Genomic DNA, 17,658 nt, shown 5'->3' with positions numbered 1-17,658 from the left:
TTCCGCTCCATACCCGAAGCTCGAATACACGCCTTGTGGCCAGCGGCGTCAAGCAAAACTAAAGTTGCAAAATGCCACTTGAATGCAATCGTTGCTGAGAAAGCACAGTGTTGCCCAACCGGATTGGCATCCTGCGCACGCCACGCTCGCCCGCGCGCAGTAAGGCGTTGACGGCTCTCACACTTCCCGCACTCGTCCGCACGACGTGGCGCGCGCGGCCGGATTGCGGTACGCTATGCTTCCTCCGGGGAGGGGACCGCATGCACTTTCACCATCGCGCCGTGCCGATCGTGCTTGCCGCCGTCTTGATCGATTCGATCGGCTTCGGCGTTATCCTGCCCGTACTTCCGAAGCTGATCGTCACGCTGTCGCATACCAACCTCGACGATGCCGCGCGGATCGGCGGCTGGATGCTGGTGGCGTTCGCGGTCGCGCAGTTCTTCGCCGGGCCGATCCTGGGCTCGCTGGGCGACAGCATCGGTAGGCGGCCGGTGCTGCTCGCGTCGATGGCGGCGTTCGCGATCGACTATCTGCTGATGGCGGCGGCGCCGACGATCGGCTGGCTGTTCGTCGGCCGCATCGTCGCCGGTGTTGCTGGCGCGGTCTACGGCCCGGCCAATGCGGTGCTGGCCGACGTCGCTCCGCCGGAGAAGCGCGGCGCGACCTTCGGCATGATGGGCGCGGCCTTCGGGATCGGCTTCATTCTCGGCCCCGCCGTCGGTGGCCTGCTCGCCGGCCTGGGGCCGCGCGCGCCGTTTATCGCCGCGGCGGCACTCGCCGGGCTCAACGCGCTGTGGATCCTGTTCCTGCTGCCGGAGACGATGGCGCCCGCGCGCCGACGCCCGTTCCGCCTGCGCGACGCGCACGTCTTCGCCGCGTTCCGGCCGCTGTTCGAGGCGGGCAATGCCAAGCCGCTGCTGCTCGCCGCCTTCCTCTGGCAGCTCGCGCACATGGTCTATCCGGCGACCTGGGCGTTCTTCGGCGAGATCGCGCTGGGCTGGGACGAACGGATGATCGGCGCCTCGCTCGCCGCCTCGGGCATCTGCATGGCGCTGGTGCAGAGCTTCGTCACCGGTCGCGCGATCGCCGCCTGGGGCGAGGAGCGGACCGTGGTGCTAGGCATGCTTGCCGGGGGCCTCGCCTTCATCGGCTATTGCTTCGCGCGGGAGACCTGGATGGTCTTCGCGATCATCCCCTTTGCCGCCTTTCAGGGCCTCGCCTTCCCGTCGATCAACGCCCTGCTCTCCCGGATGACCGATCCGTCGCGCCAGGGCGCGCTCCAGGGCGGCATGGCGGCACTCGGCAGCGTCGCGCTGATCCTCGGGCCGCTCGTCCTCAGCCAGGCTTTGGCCTATGGATCGGAGCGCGGGTTCCAGGGGGGCAATTTCGCGGTGGCGGCGGTGCTGGCCCTGAGCGCGCTGCTGCTGATCGAATGGAAGGTCGTACCGCGCGTCCAGCAGGCGCCCGCCGAATAGCACACGACAAATTGCGACACTTTAGCCCGGGCGATGACAAACCCGTGCGACAGCGGCAGGGGAAACAAGGTGCGTGCCGGGGGTCTGCCCCCGCCCCCGGCATCCCCTTCTTCTCCAGGAGTTCCGGATGCTGAAACGTGTCACCCTCGCCGCGCTCGGCGCCTCGCTGCTCGCGGGCTCGGCGCTTGCCGCCCAGGCGGAACCGCAGGACGGCCCGCGCGGCCCTCGCCACGATCCGCTCGCGATGGCCGACCAGAACAAGGACGGCATCGTCACCCGCGACGAGATGCTCGCAGGCGTCGCAACCCGCTTCAACGCGATGGACGCCAATCACGACGGCAAGGTTACGCCCGAGGAGCGCGAGGCCTATATGACGCAGCAGCGCGCCCGGATGGGTGCCCGCATGGCGCCCAAGAAGGATCTCACCCTCGCCGACGAACAGGCCCGCGCCGCCCGGATGTTCGACCGGATCGATACCAACCATGATGGCAAGATCGACGCTGCCGAGCGTCAGGCTGCCGCGCAGAAGATGATGCAGATGCGCCGCGGCGGCGGCTGGCGTGGTCGCCAGGGTCCGCCCGCCGGCGACATGCCGCCCCCTCCTCCGGCCGACGGCAACTGACGCCGGCCGGAGCAGCCGGGCGGGAGGCCGCGGGCATCGCCGATCCCGTCCCCGTCGGGATCAGACGCGCCTCCCCTGGCGCGTCACTGCGACGCTTCGCGGATCTCCTCCCTCCCGCCCGGCTCTTTTCCCCGCTGCCAAAGGCGCTACGTTGGTGACCATGTCCGAGGTTCCCCACCTGCTGCTCGTCGACGACGAGCGCTCGATCCGCGAGCCGCTCGCGCAATATCTCACCAAGCAGGGCTTCCGCGTCACCCAGTCGGGCGATGCCGAAAGCGCGCGGGCGCGGCTCAACGCCTATGCGATCGATCTGGTGGTGCTCGACATCATGATGCCCGGCGAGGACGGGCTGAGCCTGTGCCGCCATATCCGCGAGACCAGCGAGACCCCGGTGATCCTGCTCACCGCGCGCAGCGAGGAAACCGACCGGATCGTCGGGCTGGAGATGGGCGCCGACGATTATGTCGTGAAGCCGTTCAGCCCCCGCGAGCTTTCCGCCCGGATCAAGGTGGTGCTGCGCCGCTGGTCGGCAGGCGGCGCCAAGCAGCATGCACCCGAAACCGGCTCCTTCGCCTTTGCCGGCTGGGTGCTCCGCACCGGCGAGCGCACGCTGGTCGACCGCGAGGGTGTGTCGGTGCCGCTGTCTACCGGCGAATATAATCTGCTCCACGCGCTGGTCACACGGCCGCGCCAGGTGCTCACCCGCGACCAACTGCTCGACCTCACCCAGGGCCGCGAGGCGGCGGCGTTCGATCGCGCGATCGACAATCAGGTCAGCCGATTGCGCAAGAAGATCGAGACCGACGCCAAGAACCCTTCGATCATCAAGACCGTGTGGGGCGGCGGCTATACGCTGGCGGCCGAGGTCACCCGGCTTTGAGGCGCTTCCTGCCCACCAGCCTGATCGCGCGCATCGCCCTGCTCGTCGCGGCGGCGCTGTTCGTCGCGCAGGCGATCAATTTCGGGCTGCTGCTCCATGAGCGGCAAAAGGCGCGGTTCGCTCTGGTGATTGCGCCCGCTACCACGCGGCTGGCCGACGCAGCCGAACGCCTGCTCGTCCTCCAGCGCGAACCCCCGCGCCAGCCAGGGGCTGCGAAGAGGCGCTTCCTCTCCGACCCTCGCACCCATGTACGCCTGCATGCGGAAAACCCGTTCGCGAACGAAATCGCTCGGCGCCGCCCCGATGTTGAACGTGATCTCCGGCGCGGGCTCGAGGATGCCGGGCTGCGCGCCGGTACGATCATGGCGGCGCTGCGCCCGGTCCGACCGGAACGTCTGCGCGACCCCAGGCTCGACCCGCTGCGCGCCGAGCGGCTGCGGCGGATGGGGGCGGAGATGCTGGTCGCGGTCGAACTGCCCGGCAAGGGCTGGCTGACCCTCGCGACACCTTGGCCCCGCACCGAATTTGACCTGATCTGGCAGCTCGCCGCGCAGACGCTGATCCTCTACGTCGTCGTGCTGGTGCCGGTGCTGCTGGTCGGCGGACGGATCGCGCGGCCGCTGCGCACCCTCACCGAGGCTGCGCGGACCTTCCGCCCCGGCGACGACACCGCCCCGATCCGCGAGCGCGGGCCGAGTGACGTGCGTGCGCTGATCGCCGCCTACAATGCGCTTGGCCGACGGGTGACTTCGATGCTCGACGAGAAGGACCGGATGCTCGGCGCGATCGGACACGACCTGCGTACGCCGCTTCAGGCGCTGCGGGTGCGGATCGAGTCGGTCGAGGACGAAGACGATCGCGCGCGGATGGCCGACACGGTCGACGAGATGAGCCGCACGCTGGACGACATCCTGTCGCTGGCGCGGCTCGGTCGGCCGAGCGAGCCGAATACCGATGTCGATCTCGGCGCGCTGGTCGATGCGGTGGTCGAGGATTTCCGCGATCTCGACCACGACGTGACCTTCGAGGAGCCCGAGCGGCTCAAGATGCGCCTGCGGCCGACGCTGATGCGCCGAGCGGTGCGCAACCTGATCGAGAATGCGGTGAAGTATGGCGGCGGGGCCGAGGTTCGGCTGATCCCCGAGGCCGAGCGGGTGACGATCGAGGTGTGCGATCGCGGGCCCGGCATTCCGGCGGACAAGCTGGAGGCGGTGTTCAACCCCTTCACCCGGCTGGAACAGTCGCGCAACCGCGATACCGGCGGGATCGGGCTGGGGCTGGCGCTGGCGCGGGCGATCGTCAACGACGCCGGGGGAACGATCGCGCTGGGGAACCGGGAGGGTGGCGGGCTGACTGCGACGATCACCCTGCCGCGGTAGGCCCCACCGAGACGAACGCCTGTTCTGAAATCCCTCCACCCCGCCCCTCCTCCAAGGAAGAGGGGCTTAGAAAAGAAGCACAAAAAAAGCCGCGCCTCCCGTCGGAAGCGCGGCCCTTTTCTACCGAGTAACCGTCAACCTATCAGCCGACGATTTCTTCCGGCTTGAAGAAGAAGGCGATCTCGATCGCGGCATTCTCTTCCGAGTCCGAACCATGGACCGAATTGGCTTCGATCGACTCGGCCAGTTCCTTGCGGATCGTGCCCGGTTCGGCGTTCGCCGGGTTGGTGGCGCCCATGATGTCGCGGTTGCGCTGCACGGCGTTCTCGCCCTCGAGCACCTGCACCACGACCGGACCCGAGATCATGAACGAGACGAGGTCGTTGAAGAAGGGGCGCTCCTTGTGGACGCCGTAGAAGCCTTCGGCCTGCTCGCGGGTCATCTGGATGCGCTTGGAGGCGACGACGCGCAGGCCGGCCTCTTCCAGCATCTTGGTGACGGCGCCGGTCAGGTTGCGGCGGGTGGCATCGGGCTTGATGATCGAAAAGGTCCGGGTCGCGGCCATGGCCGTGCGGCTCCTGTAATTGGTGATGGAAGGAAGTGGCGGCTCCCTAGTCCCGCAACGTCTTCAATGCAAGCTCAGGCGACCTGCGCCCAGCGGCCATTTTCGTCCTGTCGCCAATAGCGCCGCTCGACGCCCTCGCGGCCGCCCAGGGCGCGCCAGGCGACACGGGCCGCGCCGATGCTATCCTCGTCGAACAGATGGAAGGCGCGGTCGAAATCCAGCGCTTCGTTGCGCCAGAGGCCGTCGACCAGCGCGACATTGCGGGCACCGTTCGCCGGTGCGACCGTCTCCGCAATCAATGCCGGCTGCTCGCTGTCCCAGTCGCCACCGGCCTGGGCATGCGGCAGAAAGCTCGCCGGCTGGTAGCTCCAGAGCAACTGGTCGATGCGGGTACGCAGCACCGGATCCCCGGCGACGATCAGCAGCCGGCCGCCGTTGGCCAGCACCTTTTCGGCGATCGACGGAAGCACGCGATCGAGCGGCGCGACGGTAAGGTGATAGAAATCGACCTGCATGCGGGGCCCCTTAGCCCGGATGTGCGTTGGGGCCAACGCGCCTCCCGTTGCGGAGCCGCAATCGCTGCGATAGGGCACGTGGATGCCCGTTGCCGGGGAGTGTCGATACAGGTGGGAGTTTTCGTGAAGCGCAAGGCCATGTTCTTTCCGGCCGCGCTCGGTCTGTGCCTGTCGGCGCAGGCACGCGCCCAGCAGGCGCCCGATTCGCGTCCCCTGCCCGTCGATCAGGCTGCCGGCACCACGCTCCCCGCCGCCGATCTGCAGGACCGTCCGGCAGAGCCCGCGCCGCCGCCGGCCAATGGCCTGCCCGACGATCCCAAGCAGGTCCAGTTCACCGCCGACCAGCTCGACTACGACATGAACAGCGACGTCGTCACGGCCAGCGGTGACGTGCGCATGTACCGCGAAAGCAACCGCCTCCGCGCCGACAAGGTCACCTGGGACCGCCGCACCGGCAAGGTGATGGCCACCGGCAACATCGTCGTCGCCAACCCGGAGGGCGATGCCGCCTACGGAGACAGCATCGAGCTGACCGACACGCTGAAGGATGGCGTGGTCGACAACATGCTGGTGGTGCTGGAAGCCGGCGGCCGCATCGCCGCCGCGCGCGGTTCGCGCAACGACGGCGGCGTGATCACGGTGGAGAACGCCGCCTACACGCCTTGCTCGGTCTCCGACAGCTCGGGCTGCCCCAAGGAACCGTCCTGGAAGATCACCGCCGACCGCGTCGTCTACGACCCGGCCAAGCACCGGCTGCGCTACAAGGGCGCGCGCATCTCGGTGTTCAAGTTCGTGACGATCCCGCTGCCCGCCTTTTCGCATCCGGCGGGCGGCCAGAGCGATTCGGGGTTCCTGACGCCCGACGCGCGCTACAGCCGCACCAACGGCCTTCAGCTCGCCCTTCCCTATTTCTTCAGCATCGCGCCCAATCGCGACCTGACCGTCACGCCGCGGGTCTTTTCCGACACGCTGCCGATGCTGCAGGCGGACTATCGCGAGCTCAACAGCCTCGGCGCCTTCCGCCTGCAGGCGTACGGCACCTATAGCCGCCGCGCCGACGACCTTACCGTGACACCGACGCCGGCGACGCTCCGCAACGATTTCCGCGGCTACCTCGACCTGGCCGGACGGTATCAGCTCGACACCAACTGGGACGTTCGCGCGTCGTTCCGCGTCGCGAGCGACCGCACCTTCCTGCGCCGCTACGACATTTCGCGCGACGACCGGCTGCGCAACAACCTCGCCGTCGAACGGATCGACGCCGACAGCTATTTCGTGATCAACGCCTGGGCGGTGCAGACGCTGCGCGTGGGCGACCGCCAGGGGCTGCAGCCGGTGGCGCTGCCCGAGATCGATTATCGTCGCCGTCTCGACGACGGGCTGCTCGGCGGCAAGTTCGACTTCGAGGTCAACACCCTCGCACTCACCCGCACCGGCGGGCAGGACACCCAGCGCGCCTTCACCAGCGCACAGTGGAGCATCCGGCGGCTCACCAACTGGGGCCAGGAAGTCAGCCTGACGGCCTATACCCGCGGCGACGTCTACAACACGTCCGACACGATCGCGACGACGGTGGCGAGCTATCGCGGCGAGGACGGCTTCCGCTTCCGCGGCATCGCCGCCGGCGCGCTCGACGTGAAATGGCCCTTCGTCGGCGAATTCCTCGGCGGGTCGCAGCGGATCACCCCGCGCGTGCAGATGGTGGTCGCGCCCCACCTGGCGAACATGGAAGTTCCCAACGAGGACGCCCGCGCGGTCGATCTCGAAGATTCCAACCTGTTCGCGCTCAACCGCTTCGCGGGCTATGATCGCTTCGAGGATTCGACGCGCTTCACCTACGGGCTCGATTACGCGCTCTATCTGCCCGGCATCAGCGTCGAGGCCAATGTCGGCCAGAGCTACCGCCTGACCACGCGGCCCACGCTGTTCCCCAATGGCACCGGCCTCACCGATCGCATGTCCGACATCGTCGGCCGTACGGTGATCCGCTTCCACGATTTCGTCAGCCTCACCCACCGCTACCGGCTCGACAAGGACGGGCTGGCGGTGCGCCGGAACGAGATCGACATGTCGGTCGGGTCGCGCGCAACCTATGTCACGGTCGGCTACCTCCGCCTCAACCGCAATGTCGATCCGACGCTGGAGGACCTCCAAGACCGCGAGGAGCTTCGTCTCGGCGCACGCGTCCAGTTCGCGCGCTTCTGGTCGCTGTCGGGCTCGACGCTGATCGATCTCACCGACAAGCAGGAAGATCCGCTGTCGCTGGCCAATGGCTTCCAGCCGATCCGCCACCGCATCGGGCTGTTCTACGAGGACGACTGCCTGCGCATCGGCACCACCTGGCGGCGCGACTATGCGACCACCGGTGACGCGCAGCGCGGCAACTCCTATCTGCTCACCCTCGCCTTCAAGAACCTCGGCCGCTAGAAGGCCCGGTCTGGGGGATTCGGCGCTCAGCCTTGGTTCAGGCACAATTGCGCTATAAGCGCTGCTTCCCGTTTGAGGATAAGGGTCGTTCTGAAGTGATGATGGGTGTGGGCAGGATTGCGGGAACGGGTGCGAAGTGGCTGGCCGGCGCGGGGTTCGCTGCCCTGGCGACGGTGGCGATCGCCCAGACCTCCGCGGGGCAGGATGGCCAGGCCGGCGTGAGCAACGGGCTCGATCTGCCCAGCACGCTGGAGATTTTCGGCAAGGCCGACCCGAACGTCCGCAAGCCCACCGCGATCGTCAACGACTATGTGATCACCGGCACCGAGGTGGACCAGCGCGTCGCGCTCGTCACCGGCATGCAGAAGCTGACCCTGAAGCCCGAGGAACGCGAGCAGCTCAAGCTCGCCATGCTCCGCCAGCTGATCGACGAGACGCTGGAGATCCAGGAGGCCAAGGCCAACGAGATCAAGGTCGATCCGCGCGAGATCGAGAACAGCTTCAGCCGCGTCGCCACCCGCTTCCAGAAGACGCCCGAGCAGATGCGCGCCTGGCTGCGCGAGATCGGTTCGTCCGAGCGTTCGATCAAGCGCCAGATCGAGGCCGAGCTCGCCTGGAGCCGCCTGCTGCGCAAACGCGTCAACGTGAATGTGGGCGAGACCGAAGTGAAGGCGATGATCGACCGCCTCACCGCCCAGAAGGGCACCGACGAATACCACGTCTACGAAATCTACCAGAACGCCACGCCCGATCGCGCCCAGGAAGTCTCCGCGGGCATGCAGAAGATGATCGAGCAGATGCGCTCGGGCACGCCGTTCGACTATCTCGCCCGCACCTATTCGCAGAGCTCGACCCGCGCCCGCGGCGGCGATCTCGGCTGGATCCAGCCGGCGATGCTGCCCGAGCAGCTGGCGCAAGCGGTGCAGGAAATGCAACCGGGCCAGGTCGCGGGGCCGATCCCGCTCTCGGCGGGCTTCTCGATCGTATACCTGGCGGACAAGCACAAGGTCGGCATCTCGGACCCGCGCGATGCCAAGCTGAGCCTCCGCCAGCTGTCGCTCGCCTTCGCCAAGGGCATCACCGAGGCCCAGGCGAGCACCCGTGCCGCCTCCTTCGCCAAGGCGACCCAGGCGATCCGCGGCTGCGGTGACGTGAGCAAGGTCGCCTCGGCCGAGGGCGCCGAAGTGGTCGATCGCGACAACATCGTCATCAAGGATCTGCCGCCCGCACTGCAGAACCTGATCCTGCCGCTGCAGGTCGGCCAAGCGACCCAGCCCTTCGGCTCGATCGAGGACGGCGTGCGTGTGCTGGTGATCTGCGGCCGCGACGATCCGCCCGCCGCCAACACGCCGTCGGTCGAGCAGGTGCAGGAGCAGCTGGAGGACCAGCGCGTCAACCTGCGCGCCGAGCGCATGCTGCGCGACCTGCGCCGCGACGCGCTGATCGAATATCGCTGACGTGACGGCAGGAGGCGCCTTCCTGCCTCCGCTCGCCGTCGCCATGGGCGACTCGGCGGGGATCGGGCCGGAAATCACTGCCAAGGCGTGGGAAGCGCGCGGGGCCGAACGCCTCGCGCCGTTCTTCGCGGTGGGCGACCCCGTAGCGGTGCGCGCCGTGTGGCGCGGACCGATCGCGCAGATCGGCGATCCGCGCGAGGCATTCGCGGCATTCGGCGAGGCGCTGCCGGTGCTGCCGATCGGCGATACCGGTCCGGTGGTGCCCGGCGCACCGTCGCTCGGCACCGCGCATATCGCGCTCCAATCGCTGGAGGTGGCGACCGGCCTCGCCAGCGCCGGGGCCGCGGGCGCGCTGGTGACGGGCCCTGTCTCCAAATCGCGGCTCTACGCGATCGGCTTCTCGCACCCGGGCCAGACCGAGTTCGTCGCCGAACGCTGCGGCATCACCGCCGACAATGCCGTGATGATGCTCGCCGGGCCGACGCTGCGCGTGGTGCCGATCACCGTACACGTCCCGCTGGCGGCGGTGCCGTCGCTGATCAGCGTCGAGCTGATCGTCGCCAAGGGCCGCGTCACCGCGCGCGGGCTGCAGCGCAATTTCGGCATCGCAAGCCCCCGCCTCGCCTTCGCCGGGCTCAACCCGCATGCGGGCGAAAACGGCGCCATCGGGCGGGAAGAAATCGAAGTGCTCGCACCGGCGATCGAACAGCTCCGCGCCGACGGGATCGATGCGAGCGGGCCGTACGCCGCCGACACGCTGTTCCACGCGCGCGCCCGCCAAGGCTATGACGCGGCGCTCTGCCTCTATCACGACCAGGCGCTGATCCCGATCAAGACGCTCCATTTCGACGACGGCGTCAACATGACGCTGGGCCTGCCGATCGTGCGCACCTCGCCCGACCATGGCACCGCCTTCGGCATTGCCGGGCAGGATCTCGCGCATCCGGGTGCGATGATCGCCGCGATTCGTATGGCCACCGAAGCGGCGCAGCGCCGGGCAGAAGCCACCGCGTGACTGCCCTGCCCCCGCTCCGCGACGTCATCACCAGATACCAACTGAGTGCCAGCAAGGCGCTCGGCCAAAATTTCCTGTTCGACGGTCAGCTGCTCAGCCGCATCGCCAAGGTGCCCGGCGACCTCTCCGGTGCAGAGGTCTTCGAGGTGGGCCCAGGCCCCGGCGGCCTGACCCGCGCGCTGCTCCAGGCGGGCGCCAGCGTCACCGCCGTCGAGCGCGACCGGCGCTGCATTCCCGCGCTGGAGGAACTGGGCGGCTATTTCCCCGAGAAACTCCGCGTTATCGAGGGCGATGCGCTGGAGGTCGACGCACCGGCGTTGTTCGCGGGCAAGCCGCACATCGTCGCCAACCTGCCCTATAATGTCGGCACCGCGCTGCTGGTCGGCTGGCTCTCGGCCGAATGGCAGCCCTGGTGGGCGAGCCTGACGCTGATGTTCCAGAAGGAAGTCGCCGAGCGGATCGTCGCACAGGCGGGTACCGAACATTATGGCCGCCTGGCGGTGCTCGCCCAGTGGCGGAGCACGCCGCGGATCGCGATGAACGTCCATCGCTCGGCGTTCACCCCGCCGCCCAAGGTGATGTCGGCGGTGGTGCACATCGTCCCCGGCGCGGCGCCCGAGGGCGTGCAGCTCCGCATCCTGGAGGCGGTGACGGCCGCCGCCTTCGGCCAGCGCCGGAAGATGCTGCGCCAGAGCCTCAAGTCGGTTCCCGGCGCGCTGGCGGCACTGGAGACGCTCGGCATCGACGCGAGCCGCCGAGCCGAGACCGTCAGTGTCGCCGAGTTCGTCGCGATCGCGCGCGAACTCGGGCGCGGCTAGTCCTCCCCCGCCGGGCGGAACAGCCGCAGCACCGGTACCAGCGAGGCGTGATCGTCCGTCCAGCCGGTGAAGCCCGGCTGGCCAACCAGCGGACGCCATTCGCCATCGCGCGCCTTCAACGCTGCCAGCACCCGCGGCGAGCGGCTGAGCGCGATCCAGTCCGATACCGCGCCTTCGTCCTGCCGTTCGAGCGCGCTCGGCACATGAACCAGCCGCAGCCCCTGCCATCCGCCGGCCTTCGCGGCCCCGGCCACCACCGGCGCAAGCGCGAGGAAGCGGTTCGAGATATGGACGAGCAGCACCCCCTCTGGCGCCAGCACGCGGCCATAGGTGGCGAAGGCCTCGGCGGTCATCAGGTGCATCGGCACCGCGTCCGAGGAGAAGGCGTCGAGCGCAAGCAGGTCGAGGCTGGTCGCTGGCAGTTCGCTCAGCCGCAGCCGCGCGTCGCCGACGGAGATCCGCGCCTGCGGGGCGCAAAGGCGCAGGAAGCTGAACTTGCCGGAGTCGCGGGCGAGGTGGACCACCGCAGGGTCGATCTCGAAGAAGCGCCAGGCCTGGCCGGGCCGCGCATAGCAGGCGAGCGTGCCGGTACCGAGCCCGACGACGCCGACGCGCGTGCTCGGCCCATAGAGCGCGGGTGCCGCGAGCATCGCCTGCCCCACGCCCGATCCCGCCTGATAATAGGTCGTAGGCCGCGCCGCCCGGGCACCTTTAAGCTGCACGCCATGCACCGTGGTGCCGTGCGCGAGGCGGCGCTGATCGGGCTGATCACTCACCGTGTAGACGCCGAAATAGCTGCGGGTCCGCGCGCCGCTGAGCGAGGTCTCGATCGCGGTATAGCCGCCGAACAGGAACAGCCCACCCGCCAGCGCCACGGCGAACGGCCAGCGCGCGCCGATCGTCACCAGCCCGATCACCGCCACCGCGACGAAGCCCAGCTGGATCTGGATCGGCCCAAGCAGTTGCACGTGCAATGCGACGATCACGATCGCCACCACCGCGGCGCTCAGCGCCAGCCCCACGGACAGCCGATAGCGGCTCGCCCACAGCTGCGCGAGTTCGCCGGTCAGCGCGCGTTGCGGGATCAGCAGTCCGGCGGCGAGGATCAGCAGCGGATATTCATAGGTCCAGTCGAACAGTATCGGCGCCAGCAGTCCGGCGAAGACGCCGCCCAGTGCACCGCCCACTGCCATGGCGAGATAGAAGCCGGTCAGCCGCTCGGGCGGCGGGCGCAGCGCGTAGAGCCGGGCATGGCAGGCAACCGCAACCGCGAACAGGAGCACCAAGCCGATCAGCGCGTTGAAATAGGCGAGCCGCGAATCCCCGGCGACCAGCGTTGCGCCAAACAGCAGCAGCACGAGGGGCACGCAGCGCGCGAGCAGGTCGTCGAGCAAGGCCGAGCTGCGGAAGGCGACGGGAAAGCTCAACAGGTACAGCCCGAGCGGCAGCACCCACAACAGCGGCACCGCGACGATATCGGTGGTGAGGAAGGTCGTCGTCGCCAGCATCAGCCCCGAGGGCACGAGTGCGAGCACGATCCACCGCACCCAGTCCCGCGCCACCGTCGCGGAGCGATCGGTGCGGGACGCGGGCAGCGCCTCGCCCTTGGGCAGACGGCTGGCGCAGGCGAGCACCAGCAGCGCCACCAGCGCATAGCCGATCGTCCACAGCCAGCTCTGGCTCCGCAGCCGCAGCAGCGGCTCGACCAGCAGCGGATAGGCGAGCAGGCCGCCGAAGCTGCCGATGTTCGAGGCGGCATAGAGCGCATAGGGGTCGCGCCCATGGCTCGCCACCGCATACCAGCGCTGGAGCAAAGGTGCTTGCGCGGAAATGGCGAGGAATAACGGCCCAATCGCGGCGACGAGCAGCCATGGCACCCATAAAGCAGGCTCGGCACCTGCGGGGACTTGCATGGTCCCCAGCCCGATGGGCAGCCACAGCGCCGCGAAGGCGAGCACGCCGAGATGCACGCTTGCCTGGGTCCGTACGCGGAACCGCCCCAGCCAATGCGCATAGCCATAGCCGACCAGCAGCAACGCCTGGTAGACGAGCATCGCCGAATTCCACACCGCCGGCGCGCCGCCGAGCCGCGGCAGCGCCATCCGCGCGACCATCGGCTGGATCAGGAACAGCAGGAACGATCCGCCGAGAATGGCAGCGACGAACAGCGCGCGGCGGGCGCCGCCGGCCTGCGCCTCCGTCACGGGCGGGCGATGCGGTACGTGCGGTGGCGCCGCAGTTCGGGAATGGCGGCCGGATGATCGAAATCGGCATCGAGCGCGCGCTGCATGCCGAGCCGCTCCATCAGCCCCCAGCTGCGGGCATTTGCTTCCACGGTGATCGCGGCGATGCTCGGCACGTCGAGCCGTCGCCAGCCCCAGGCGAGGCTCGCCTCCGCCGCCTCGCCGGCATAGCCCTGCCCCCAATGCTCGACGGCGAGCCGCCAGCCGATCTCGACCTCGCCGTCGATGGGGGTGCCGGCAGCACCCGGCTTGAGGCCGCAAAAGCCGAGGAAACGGCCGTCCTCGCGCCGCTCGATCGCCCAGAAGCAATGGCCGTGGCTGTCAAGAAAGCCGATCTGCCGGTCGACCCCGGCATCGCTCTCGGCGCGCGACTGTACCGGGCCGATGAACGCCATCACGCGCGGATCGGTGCACATCGCATGAAACGGTTCGCGGTCGGCATCGGCCCAGCCGCGCAGCAGGAGTCGTTCGGTCTCGATCATGGCCGGGGGATGGCGAAGGCGACGCTGGGACGCAAGCGATGCCCTTCCGGCTGCACCGGATGCTCGAAAGCGGCGAACCAGCGCATGCCGAGCCGCTCCATCAGCGCGCGGCTGGCCAGGTTGCAGGCGGCGGTGATCGCCACGACGCGGGGCTCGCTGCGGTGCGACCAGGCCCAGTCGAGGGTCGCCAGGGCCGCCTCGCGGGCATAGCCCTTGCCCCAATGGGCACGCGCGAACATCCAGCCGATCTCGAGCTCGCCGGCGATCGGCGTGTCGGGCGCACCGGGCTTGAGCCCGCAAAAGCCGAGGACCGCGCCGTCCTCCCGCCGCTCGACCACCTGGAAGCCTAGACCGTGGCTGGGGCCATAGCCGAGATGCCGGGCGATCGTTGCCCGGCTATGCGCCGGGGTCTTCACCGGCCCGAGGTCGCGCATGACGTCCGGATCGCTCCACATCGCGTGGAGCGCGCCGAAATCGCGCGGCGCGGGCAGCCGCAACAGCAGCCGCGCCGTCTCGATCACGCGCCGAGCAGCCGTGCCGCCAACGGGGCGTGATAAGTGAGCACCCCGGAACACCCTGCCCGTTTGAACGCCATCAACGTCTCCAGCACCAATGCCTCGCGATCGCCCGCGCCAACCGCGGCAGCCGCCTCGATCATGGCATATTCGCCGGAGACCTGATAGGCGAATACAGGCACTTCGAACGCGCTCTTCACGCGGGTGACGATGTCGAGATAGGGCAGGCCCGGCTTTACCATCACGCTGTCCGCACCTTCGGCCAGGTCGAGAGCTACTTCGCGCAGCGCTTCCTCGGCATTGGCGGGGTCCATCTGATAGGTCTTCTTGTCGCCCTTGAGCAGCCCGCGGCTGCCAACCGCGTCGCGGAAGGGTCCATAAAAGGCGCTCGCATATTTGGCGGCATAGGCCATGATCTGCACGTTGACATGCCCGTCGCCTTCCAGCGCGGCGCGGATCTGGCCGACGCGGCCGTCCATCATGTCGCTCGGCGCGACGATGTCGGCGCCCGCCTGCGCCTGCACGAGCGCCTGCTCGGTCAGCACCGCCGATGTCTCGTCGTTGAGGACATAGCCCGCGGCGTCGACGATGCCGTCGTGGCCGTGGCTGGTATAGGGATCGAGCGCGACGTCGGTCAGGACGCCCACTTCGGGCACCGCGTCCTTGATCGCGCGGATCGCGCGGCACATCAGATTGTCCGGGTTAACCGCCTCGCGGCCGTCTTCGGTGCGCAAGCCATGTGGCGTATTGGGGAACAGCGCCAGGCAAGGGATGCCGAGGTCTCGCGCCTCGCGGGCGCGGTCGACGATGCCGCTCAGGCTCCAGCGCGAGACGCCCGGCAGCGCCGCGATCGGCTCCTCTTCCGTCCCCTCGGTCACGAACACCGGCCAGATCAAGTCGGCGGGAGTGAGTACCGTTTCGGCATGGAGGCGACGGCTCCAGGCCGAAGCCCGGGAGCGGCGGAGGCGAAGCGCGGGATATTGGCTCATGCCGCGTCAAATGCGCCTTGGTTGCGGCAGTTGCAAGCGTCGCCGAGCGCGGTAGCGCCGAGGGTGAGGATCGAGGTGGCATGCCGCTGCGCCACCTCCATCGCATCGCTGCCATAGCCACCACCCAAGGTACTGGCGAAGGGAATGCCGCGCCGTCGCATCGTCTCCGCCACCCAGCGATCGCGCGCCACCAACCCCGCACCGCTCAGCCCCAGCCGCCCGAGCCGATCGTCCGCGAACGGATCGACGCCGGCCTGGTACAGCACCAAGTCGGGGTCGAACTGAGCGACCAGTGGCAGCAATGTCGATTTCAGCGTTTCGAGATAGGCGTCGTCCCCCGTCCCATCGGGCAGGCCGATGTCGAGGGTCGAGCGTGCCTTGCGTACGGGGAAGTTCTTCTCGGCATGGATCGAATAGGTGGCGATGTCCGATCGCCCGGCGGTGAGCGCCGCGGTGCCGTCGCCCTGATGCACGTCGCAATCGACGATCAGCACGCGAGCGGCATGGCCCTCCTCGGTCAGGCGCACCGCGGCAATGGCGAGGTCGTTGAACACGCAATAGCCCGCGCCGGTATCGGCCAGCGCATGGTGGCTGCCGCCCGCACTGTTCGCCGCATACCCCTCGGCCTGCGCAATCCGCGCGGCAAGGAAGGTGCCGCCGGGCACCCGCTCCGATCGACGCGCGACCGCGGAGGTGACGGGGAACCCGATCCGCCGCGTCTTGTGCGGCGGCACGCGCGCCTCCAGCACTTCGGCGACATAGTCGGGATCGTGCACCGCCTCCAGCCAGCGCGGCGGCATTGCCTCGGGCGCGTGCCAGGCGATGCGCGCGCCCTCGGCGTGGAGCAGGTCGCGGACCAGGCCATTCTTGTTCCATAGATAGGCGCTGCCCGCCGGTGCCGGCGCGACATAATCGGGGTGGTGGACGACGGGGATCACGCGGCCAATCTAGGGAGCGGCAATCCCGTTCGAAAGACGACCCTTCCGTCAGGTCCCGCGCCGCTCTAGGGAAGCGCCATGACCGATCTCGCTTCGCTCCCCTATCGCCCCTGCGCGGGCGTGATGCTGCTCAACCGCGACGGCCGCGTGTTCGTCGGCCAGCGGCTCGATTCGACGCTGGAGGCCTGGCAGATGCCACAGGGCGGGATCGACCCGGGCGAGGATGCGCTCGAAGCCGCCTTTCGCGAGCTGTGGGAAGAGACCGGCGTCGCCCGCCATCATGCCGAGCTGATCGCCGAGGCGCCCGAGGAACTGCAATATGACCTGCCCGACGACCTGGTCGGCAAGGTGTGGAAGGGCAAGTGGCGCGGCCAGCGCCAGCGCTGGTTCCTGCTGCGCTTCCTCGGCGAGGACGGCGATATCGACATCGCGACGGCGCACCCCGAGTTCCGTGCCTGGCGCTGGTCGGACCCTGCCGACCTTCCGGAATTGATCGTGCCGTTCAAGCGGGCGCTCTACACGCGGCTGTTACAGTTGTTCGCGCCGCACCTCGGCTGAGCGCGATCAGGCCGCGCGCCGCGCCGGCATCACCGCGAAGGACAGGCCGGTGATCGTGCCCAGCACGACCCCCGAGACGACGCCGCCGATCAGCCCGCGAATGGCGATCTCGAGGCTGCTCGGCTCGGCGCTGCCGACCGAGGCCGCGACATAGATGCACGGCAGCGCGGCGCCCCAGCCGATGGCGCTCACCGCGACCCACCAGTGCACTTGACCCGCCGCACGGTACAGCACCAGCGCCTGCGCCGCGCCGAACAGCACGCCCAGCCCCAGCCCGAAGCCGGCGGCGGCAACCGCGGTCTGGAACAGCGTCTCGACGGGCGGCAGCAGCGGATCGCCATCGAGTGGCGGAAACACGGCGTACCAGGCGCCGATCGCCCATACGACGATACCGACCAGCGTCGTCGCACCTACCCACGCGCGCAGATCGAGTGCCGGGAATTGCCGCCGCAGCGCCCAGCCCTGGAGCAGCCCGAGCGTCAATCCCTGGATCAAGCCGCTCAGCGCCTTGGCGAAGAAGACGATCCATTCGGCGGTGGGGCCGACCGGCACCGGATCGAAGCGATCGACGGTGACCCACCAGAGGGCGGCGGCACCGATGCCGAGCAGTTCGCCCGCGGCGCACGCCTCGATCCAGCGGGTGAAGCCATCCTCTTCCTGCACCTTGCCATCCTTTGGGGGCGTGCGGTCCTCGGGGGTGAACCGTCGAGCGTCCCTCTTATCACGATTGAGACACGAGTTTCCCAATCGCCACAAGCCCGGAAACGGCAGAAGGGCAAT

The 17,658-nt window shown here is 68.8% G+C and carries 17 protein-coding genes; 9 read left to right on the top strand and 8 right to left on the bottom strand.

Annotated features, from left to right (window positions below; translation table 11 throughout):
• Window positions 1-260 precede the first annotated feature (260 nt).
• The 4 genes from CA234_RS17130 (at window position 261) to CA234_RS17115 (ending at window position 4,356) form a co-directional block, all read left to right on the top strand.
• Window positions 261-1,475 carry an MFS transporter gene (locus CA234_RS17130; protein WP_206431226.1) on the top strand — a complete coding sequence of 405 codons (1,215 nt, stop codon included), beginning with the start codon at window positions 261-263 and terminating at the stop codon, window positions 1,473-1,475.
• Window positions 1,476-1,602: 127 nt separating this feature from the next.
• Complete coding sequence (locus CA234_RS17125; RefSeq protein ID WP_125973733.1) at window positions 1,603-2,097, top strand: EF-hand domain-containing protein; 495 nt, start codon at window positions 1,603-1,605, stop codon at window positions 2,095-2,097.
• Window positions 2,098-2,257: 160 nt separating this feature from the next.
• On the top strand, window positions 2,258-2,977 hold the full coding sequence (locus CA234_RS17120) for a response regulator (protein WP_125973803.1): 720 nt from the start codon (window positions 2,258-2,260) through the stop codon (window positions 2,975-2,977).
• Window positions 2,974-4,356, top strand: a complete 1,383-nt coding sequence (locus CA234_RS17115) for a HAMP domain-containing sensor histidine kinase (RefSeq protein ID WP_125973735.1) — start codon at window positions 2,974-2,976, stop codon at window positions 4,354-4,356. Before CA234_RS17120 ends, CA234_RS17115 begins: the two co-directional genes overlap by 4 nt.
• 142 nt (window positions 4,357-4,498) lie before the next feature.
• On the opposite strand, the gene ndk is transcribed toward CA234_RS17115, so the two are convergent.
• Complete coding sequence (gene ndk, locus CA234_RS17110) at window positions 4,499-4,921, bottom strand: nucleoside-diphosphate kinase (RefSeq protein ID WP_125973737.1); 423 nt, start codon at window positions 4,919-4,921, stop codon at window positions 4,499-4,501.
• Window positions 4,922-4,995: 74 nt separating this feature from the next.
• Window positions 4,996-5,436: a DNA polymerase III subunit chi gene (locus CA234_RS17105; RefSeq protein WP_125973739.1), complete on the bottom strand. Its 441-nt coding sequence runs from the start codon at window positions 5,434-5,436 to the stop codon at window positions 4,996-4,998.
• Window positions 5,437-5,574: 138 nt separating this feature from the next.
• Here CA234_RS17105 and lptD point away from each other — a divergent pair, with 138 nt between their 5' ends.
• The 4 genes from lptD to rsmA all read left to right on the top strand — a co-directional run bounded on the left by lptD (window position 5,575) and on the right by rsmA (window position 11,153).
• Complete coding sequence (lptD, locus tag CA234_RS17100; protein ID WP_209092424.1) at window positions 5,575-7,863, top strand: LPS assembly protein LptD; 2,289 nt, start codon at window positions 5,575-5,577, stop codon at window positions 7,861-7,863.
• Between the two features lie 98 nt (window positions 7,864-7,961).
• Window positions 7,962-9,320 carry a peptidylprolyl isomerase gene (locus tag CA234_RS17095; protein WP_241213557.1) on the top strand — a complete coding sequence of 453 codons (1,359 nt, stop codon included), beginning with the start codon at window positions 7,962-7,964 and terminating at the stop codon, window positions 9,318-9,320.
• A gap of 1 nt (window position 9,321) precedes the next feature.
• Window positions 9,322-10,335 (top strand): 4-hydroxythreonine-4-phosphate dehydrogenase PdxA, encoded by a 1,014-nt coding sequence (pdxA, locus tag CA234_RS17090; protein WP_126002313.1) that lies wholly within the window; start codon window positions 9,322-9,324, stop codon window positions 10,333-10,335.
• Window positions 10,332-11,153 carry a 16S rRNA (adenine(1518)-N(6)/adenine(1519)-N(6))-dimethyltransferase RsmA gene (gene rsmA, locus CA234_RS17085; protein ID WP_125973745.1) on the top strand — a complete coding sequence of 274 codons (822 nt, stop codon included), beginning with the start codon at window positions 10,332-10,334 and terminating at the stop codon, window positions 11,151-11,153. The genes pdxA and rsmA overlap by 4 nt, the downstream gene beginning before the upstream one ends.
• On the opposite strand, the gene CA234_RS17080 is transcribed toward rsmA, so the two are convergent.
• The 5 genes from CA234_RS17080 to CA234_RS17060 are packed head-to-tail and all read right to left on the bottom strand — an operon-like array spanning window position 11,150 to window position 16,320.
• Window positions 11,150-13,357 (bottom strand): fused MFS/spermidine synthase, encoded by a 2,208-nt coding sequence (locus CA234_RS17080; protein WP_167713057.1) that lies wholly within the window; start codon window positions 13,355-13,357, stop codon window positions 11,150-11,152. The genes rsmA and CA234_RS17080 overlap by 4 nt on opposite strands.
• Entirely contained in the window at window positions 13,354-13,878 is a 525-nt protein-coding gene (locus tag CA234_RS17075; protein WP_125973747.1) for a GNAT family N-acetyltransferase, read from the bottom strand. Before CA234_RS17075 ends, CA234_RS17080 begins: the two co-directional genes overlap by 4 nt.
• A complete protein-coding gene (locus CA234_RS17070) occupies window positions 13,875-14,399 on the bottom strand; it encodes a GNAT family N-acetyltransferase (RefSeq protein ID WP_125973749.1) in 525 nt (174 codons plus the stop codon). Before CA234_RS17070 ends, CA234_RS17075 begins: the two co-directional genes overlap by 4 nt.
• Window positions 14,396-15,382 carry a porphobilinogen synthase gene (gene hemB / locus CA234_RS17065; RefSeq protein ID WP_125973751.1) on the bottom strand — a complete coding sequence of 329 codons (987 nt, stop codon included), beginning with the start codon at window positions 15,380-15,382 and terminating at the stop codon, window positions 14,396-14,398. Before hemB ends, CA234_RS17070 begins: the two co-directional genes overlap by 4 nt.
• Window positions 15,379-16,320, bottom strand: coding sequence for a histone deacetylase (locus CA234_RS17060; RefSeq protein WP_125973753.1), 942 nt, complete (start codon window positions 16,318-16,320; stop codon window positions 15,379-15,381). Before CA234_RS17060 ends, hemB begins: the two co-directional genes overlap by 4 nt.
• A 78-nt stretch (window positions 16,321-16,398) precedes the next feature.
• On the opposite strand from CA234_RS17060, the gene CA234_RS17055 reads away from it, so the two are divergent.
• On the top strand, window positions 16,399-16,878 hold the full coding sequence (locus tag CA234_RS17055) for an RNA pyrophosphohydrolase (RefSeq protein WP_125973755.1): 480 nt from the start codon (window positions 16,399-16,401) through the stop codon (window positions 16,876-16,878).
• A 6-nt stretch (window positions 16,879-16,884) separates the two neighbouring features.
• On the opposite strand, the gene CA234_RS17050 is transcribed toward CA234_RS17055, so the two are convergent.
• Window positions 16,885-17,541 carry a hypothetical protein gene (locus CA234_RS17050; RefSeq protein WP_125973757.1) on the bottom strand — a complete coding sequence of 219 codons (657 nt, stop codon included), beginning with the start codon at window positions 17,539-17,541 and terminating at the stop codon, window positions 16,885-16,887.
• Window positions 17,542-17,658: the final 117 nt, after the last annotated feature.

This window comes from Sphingomonas sp. ABOLE (assembly GCF_003950455.1).
Classification (GTDB): domain Bacteria; phylum Pseudomonadota; class Alphaproteobacteria; order Sphingomonadales; family Sphingomonadaceae; genus Sphingomonas; species Sphingomonas trueperi.
Note: the sequence above shows the minus strand (reverse complement) of the source record. Positions and strands in the feature narration are given on the sequence as shown.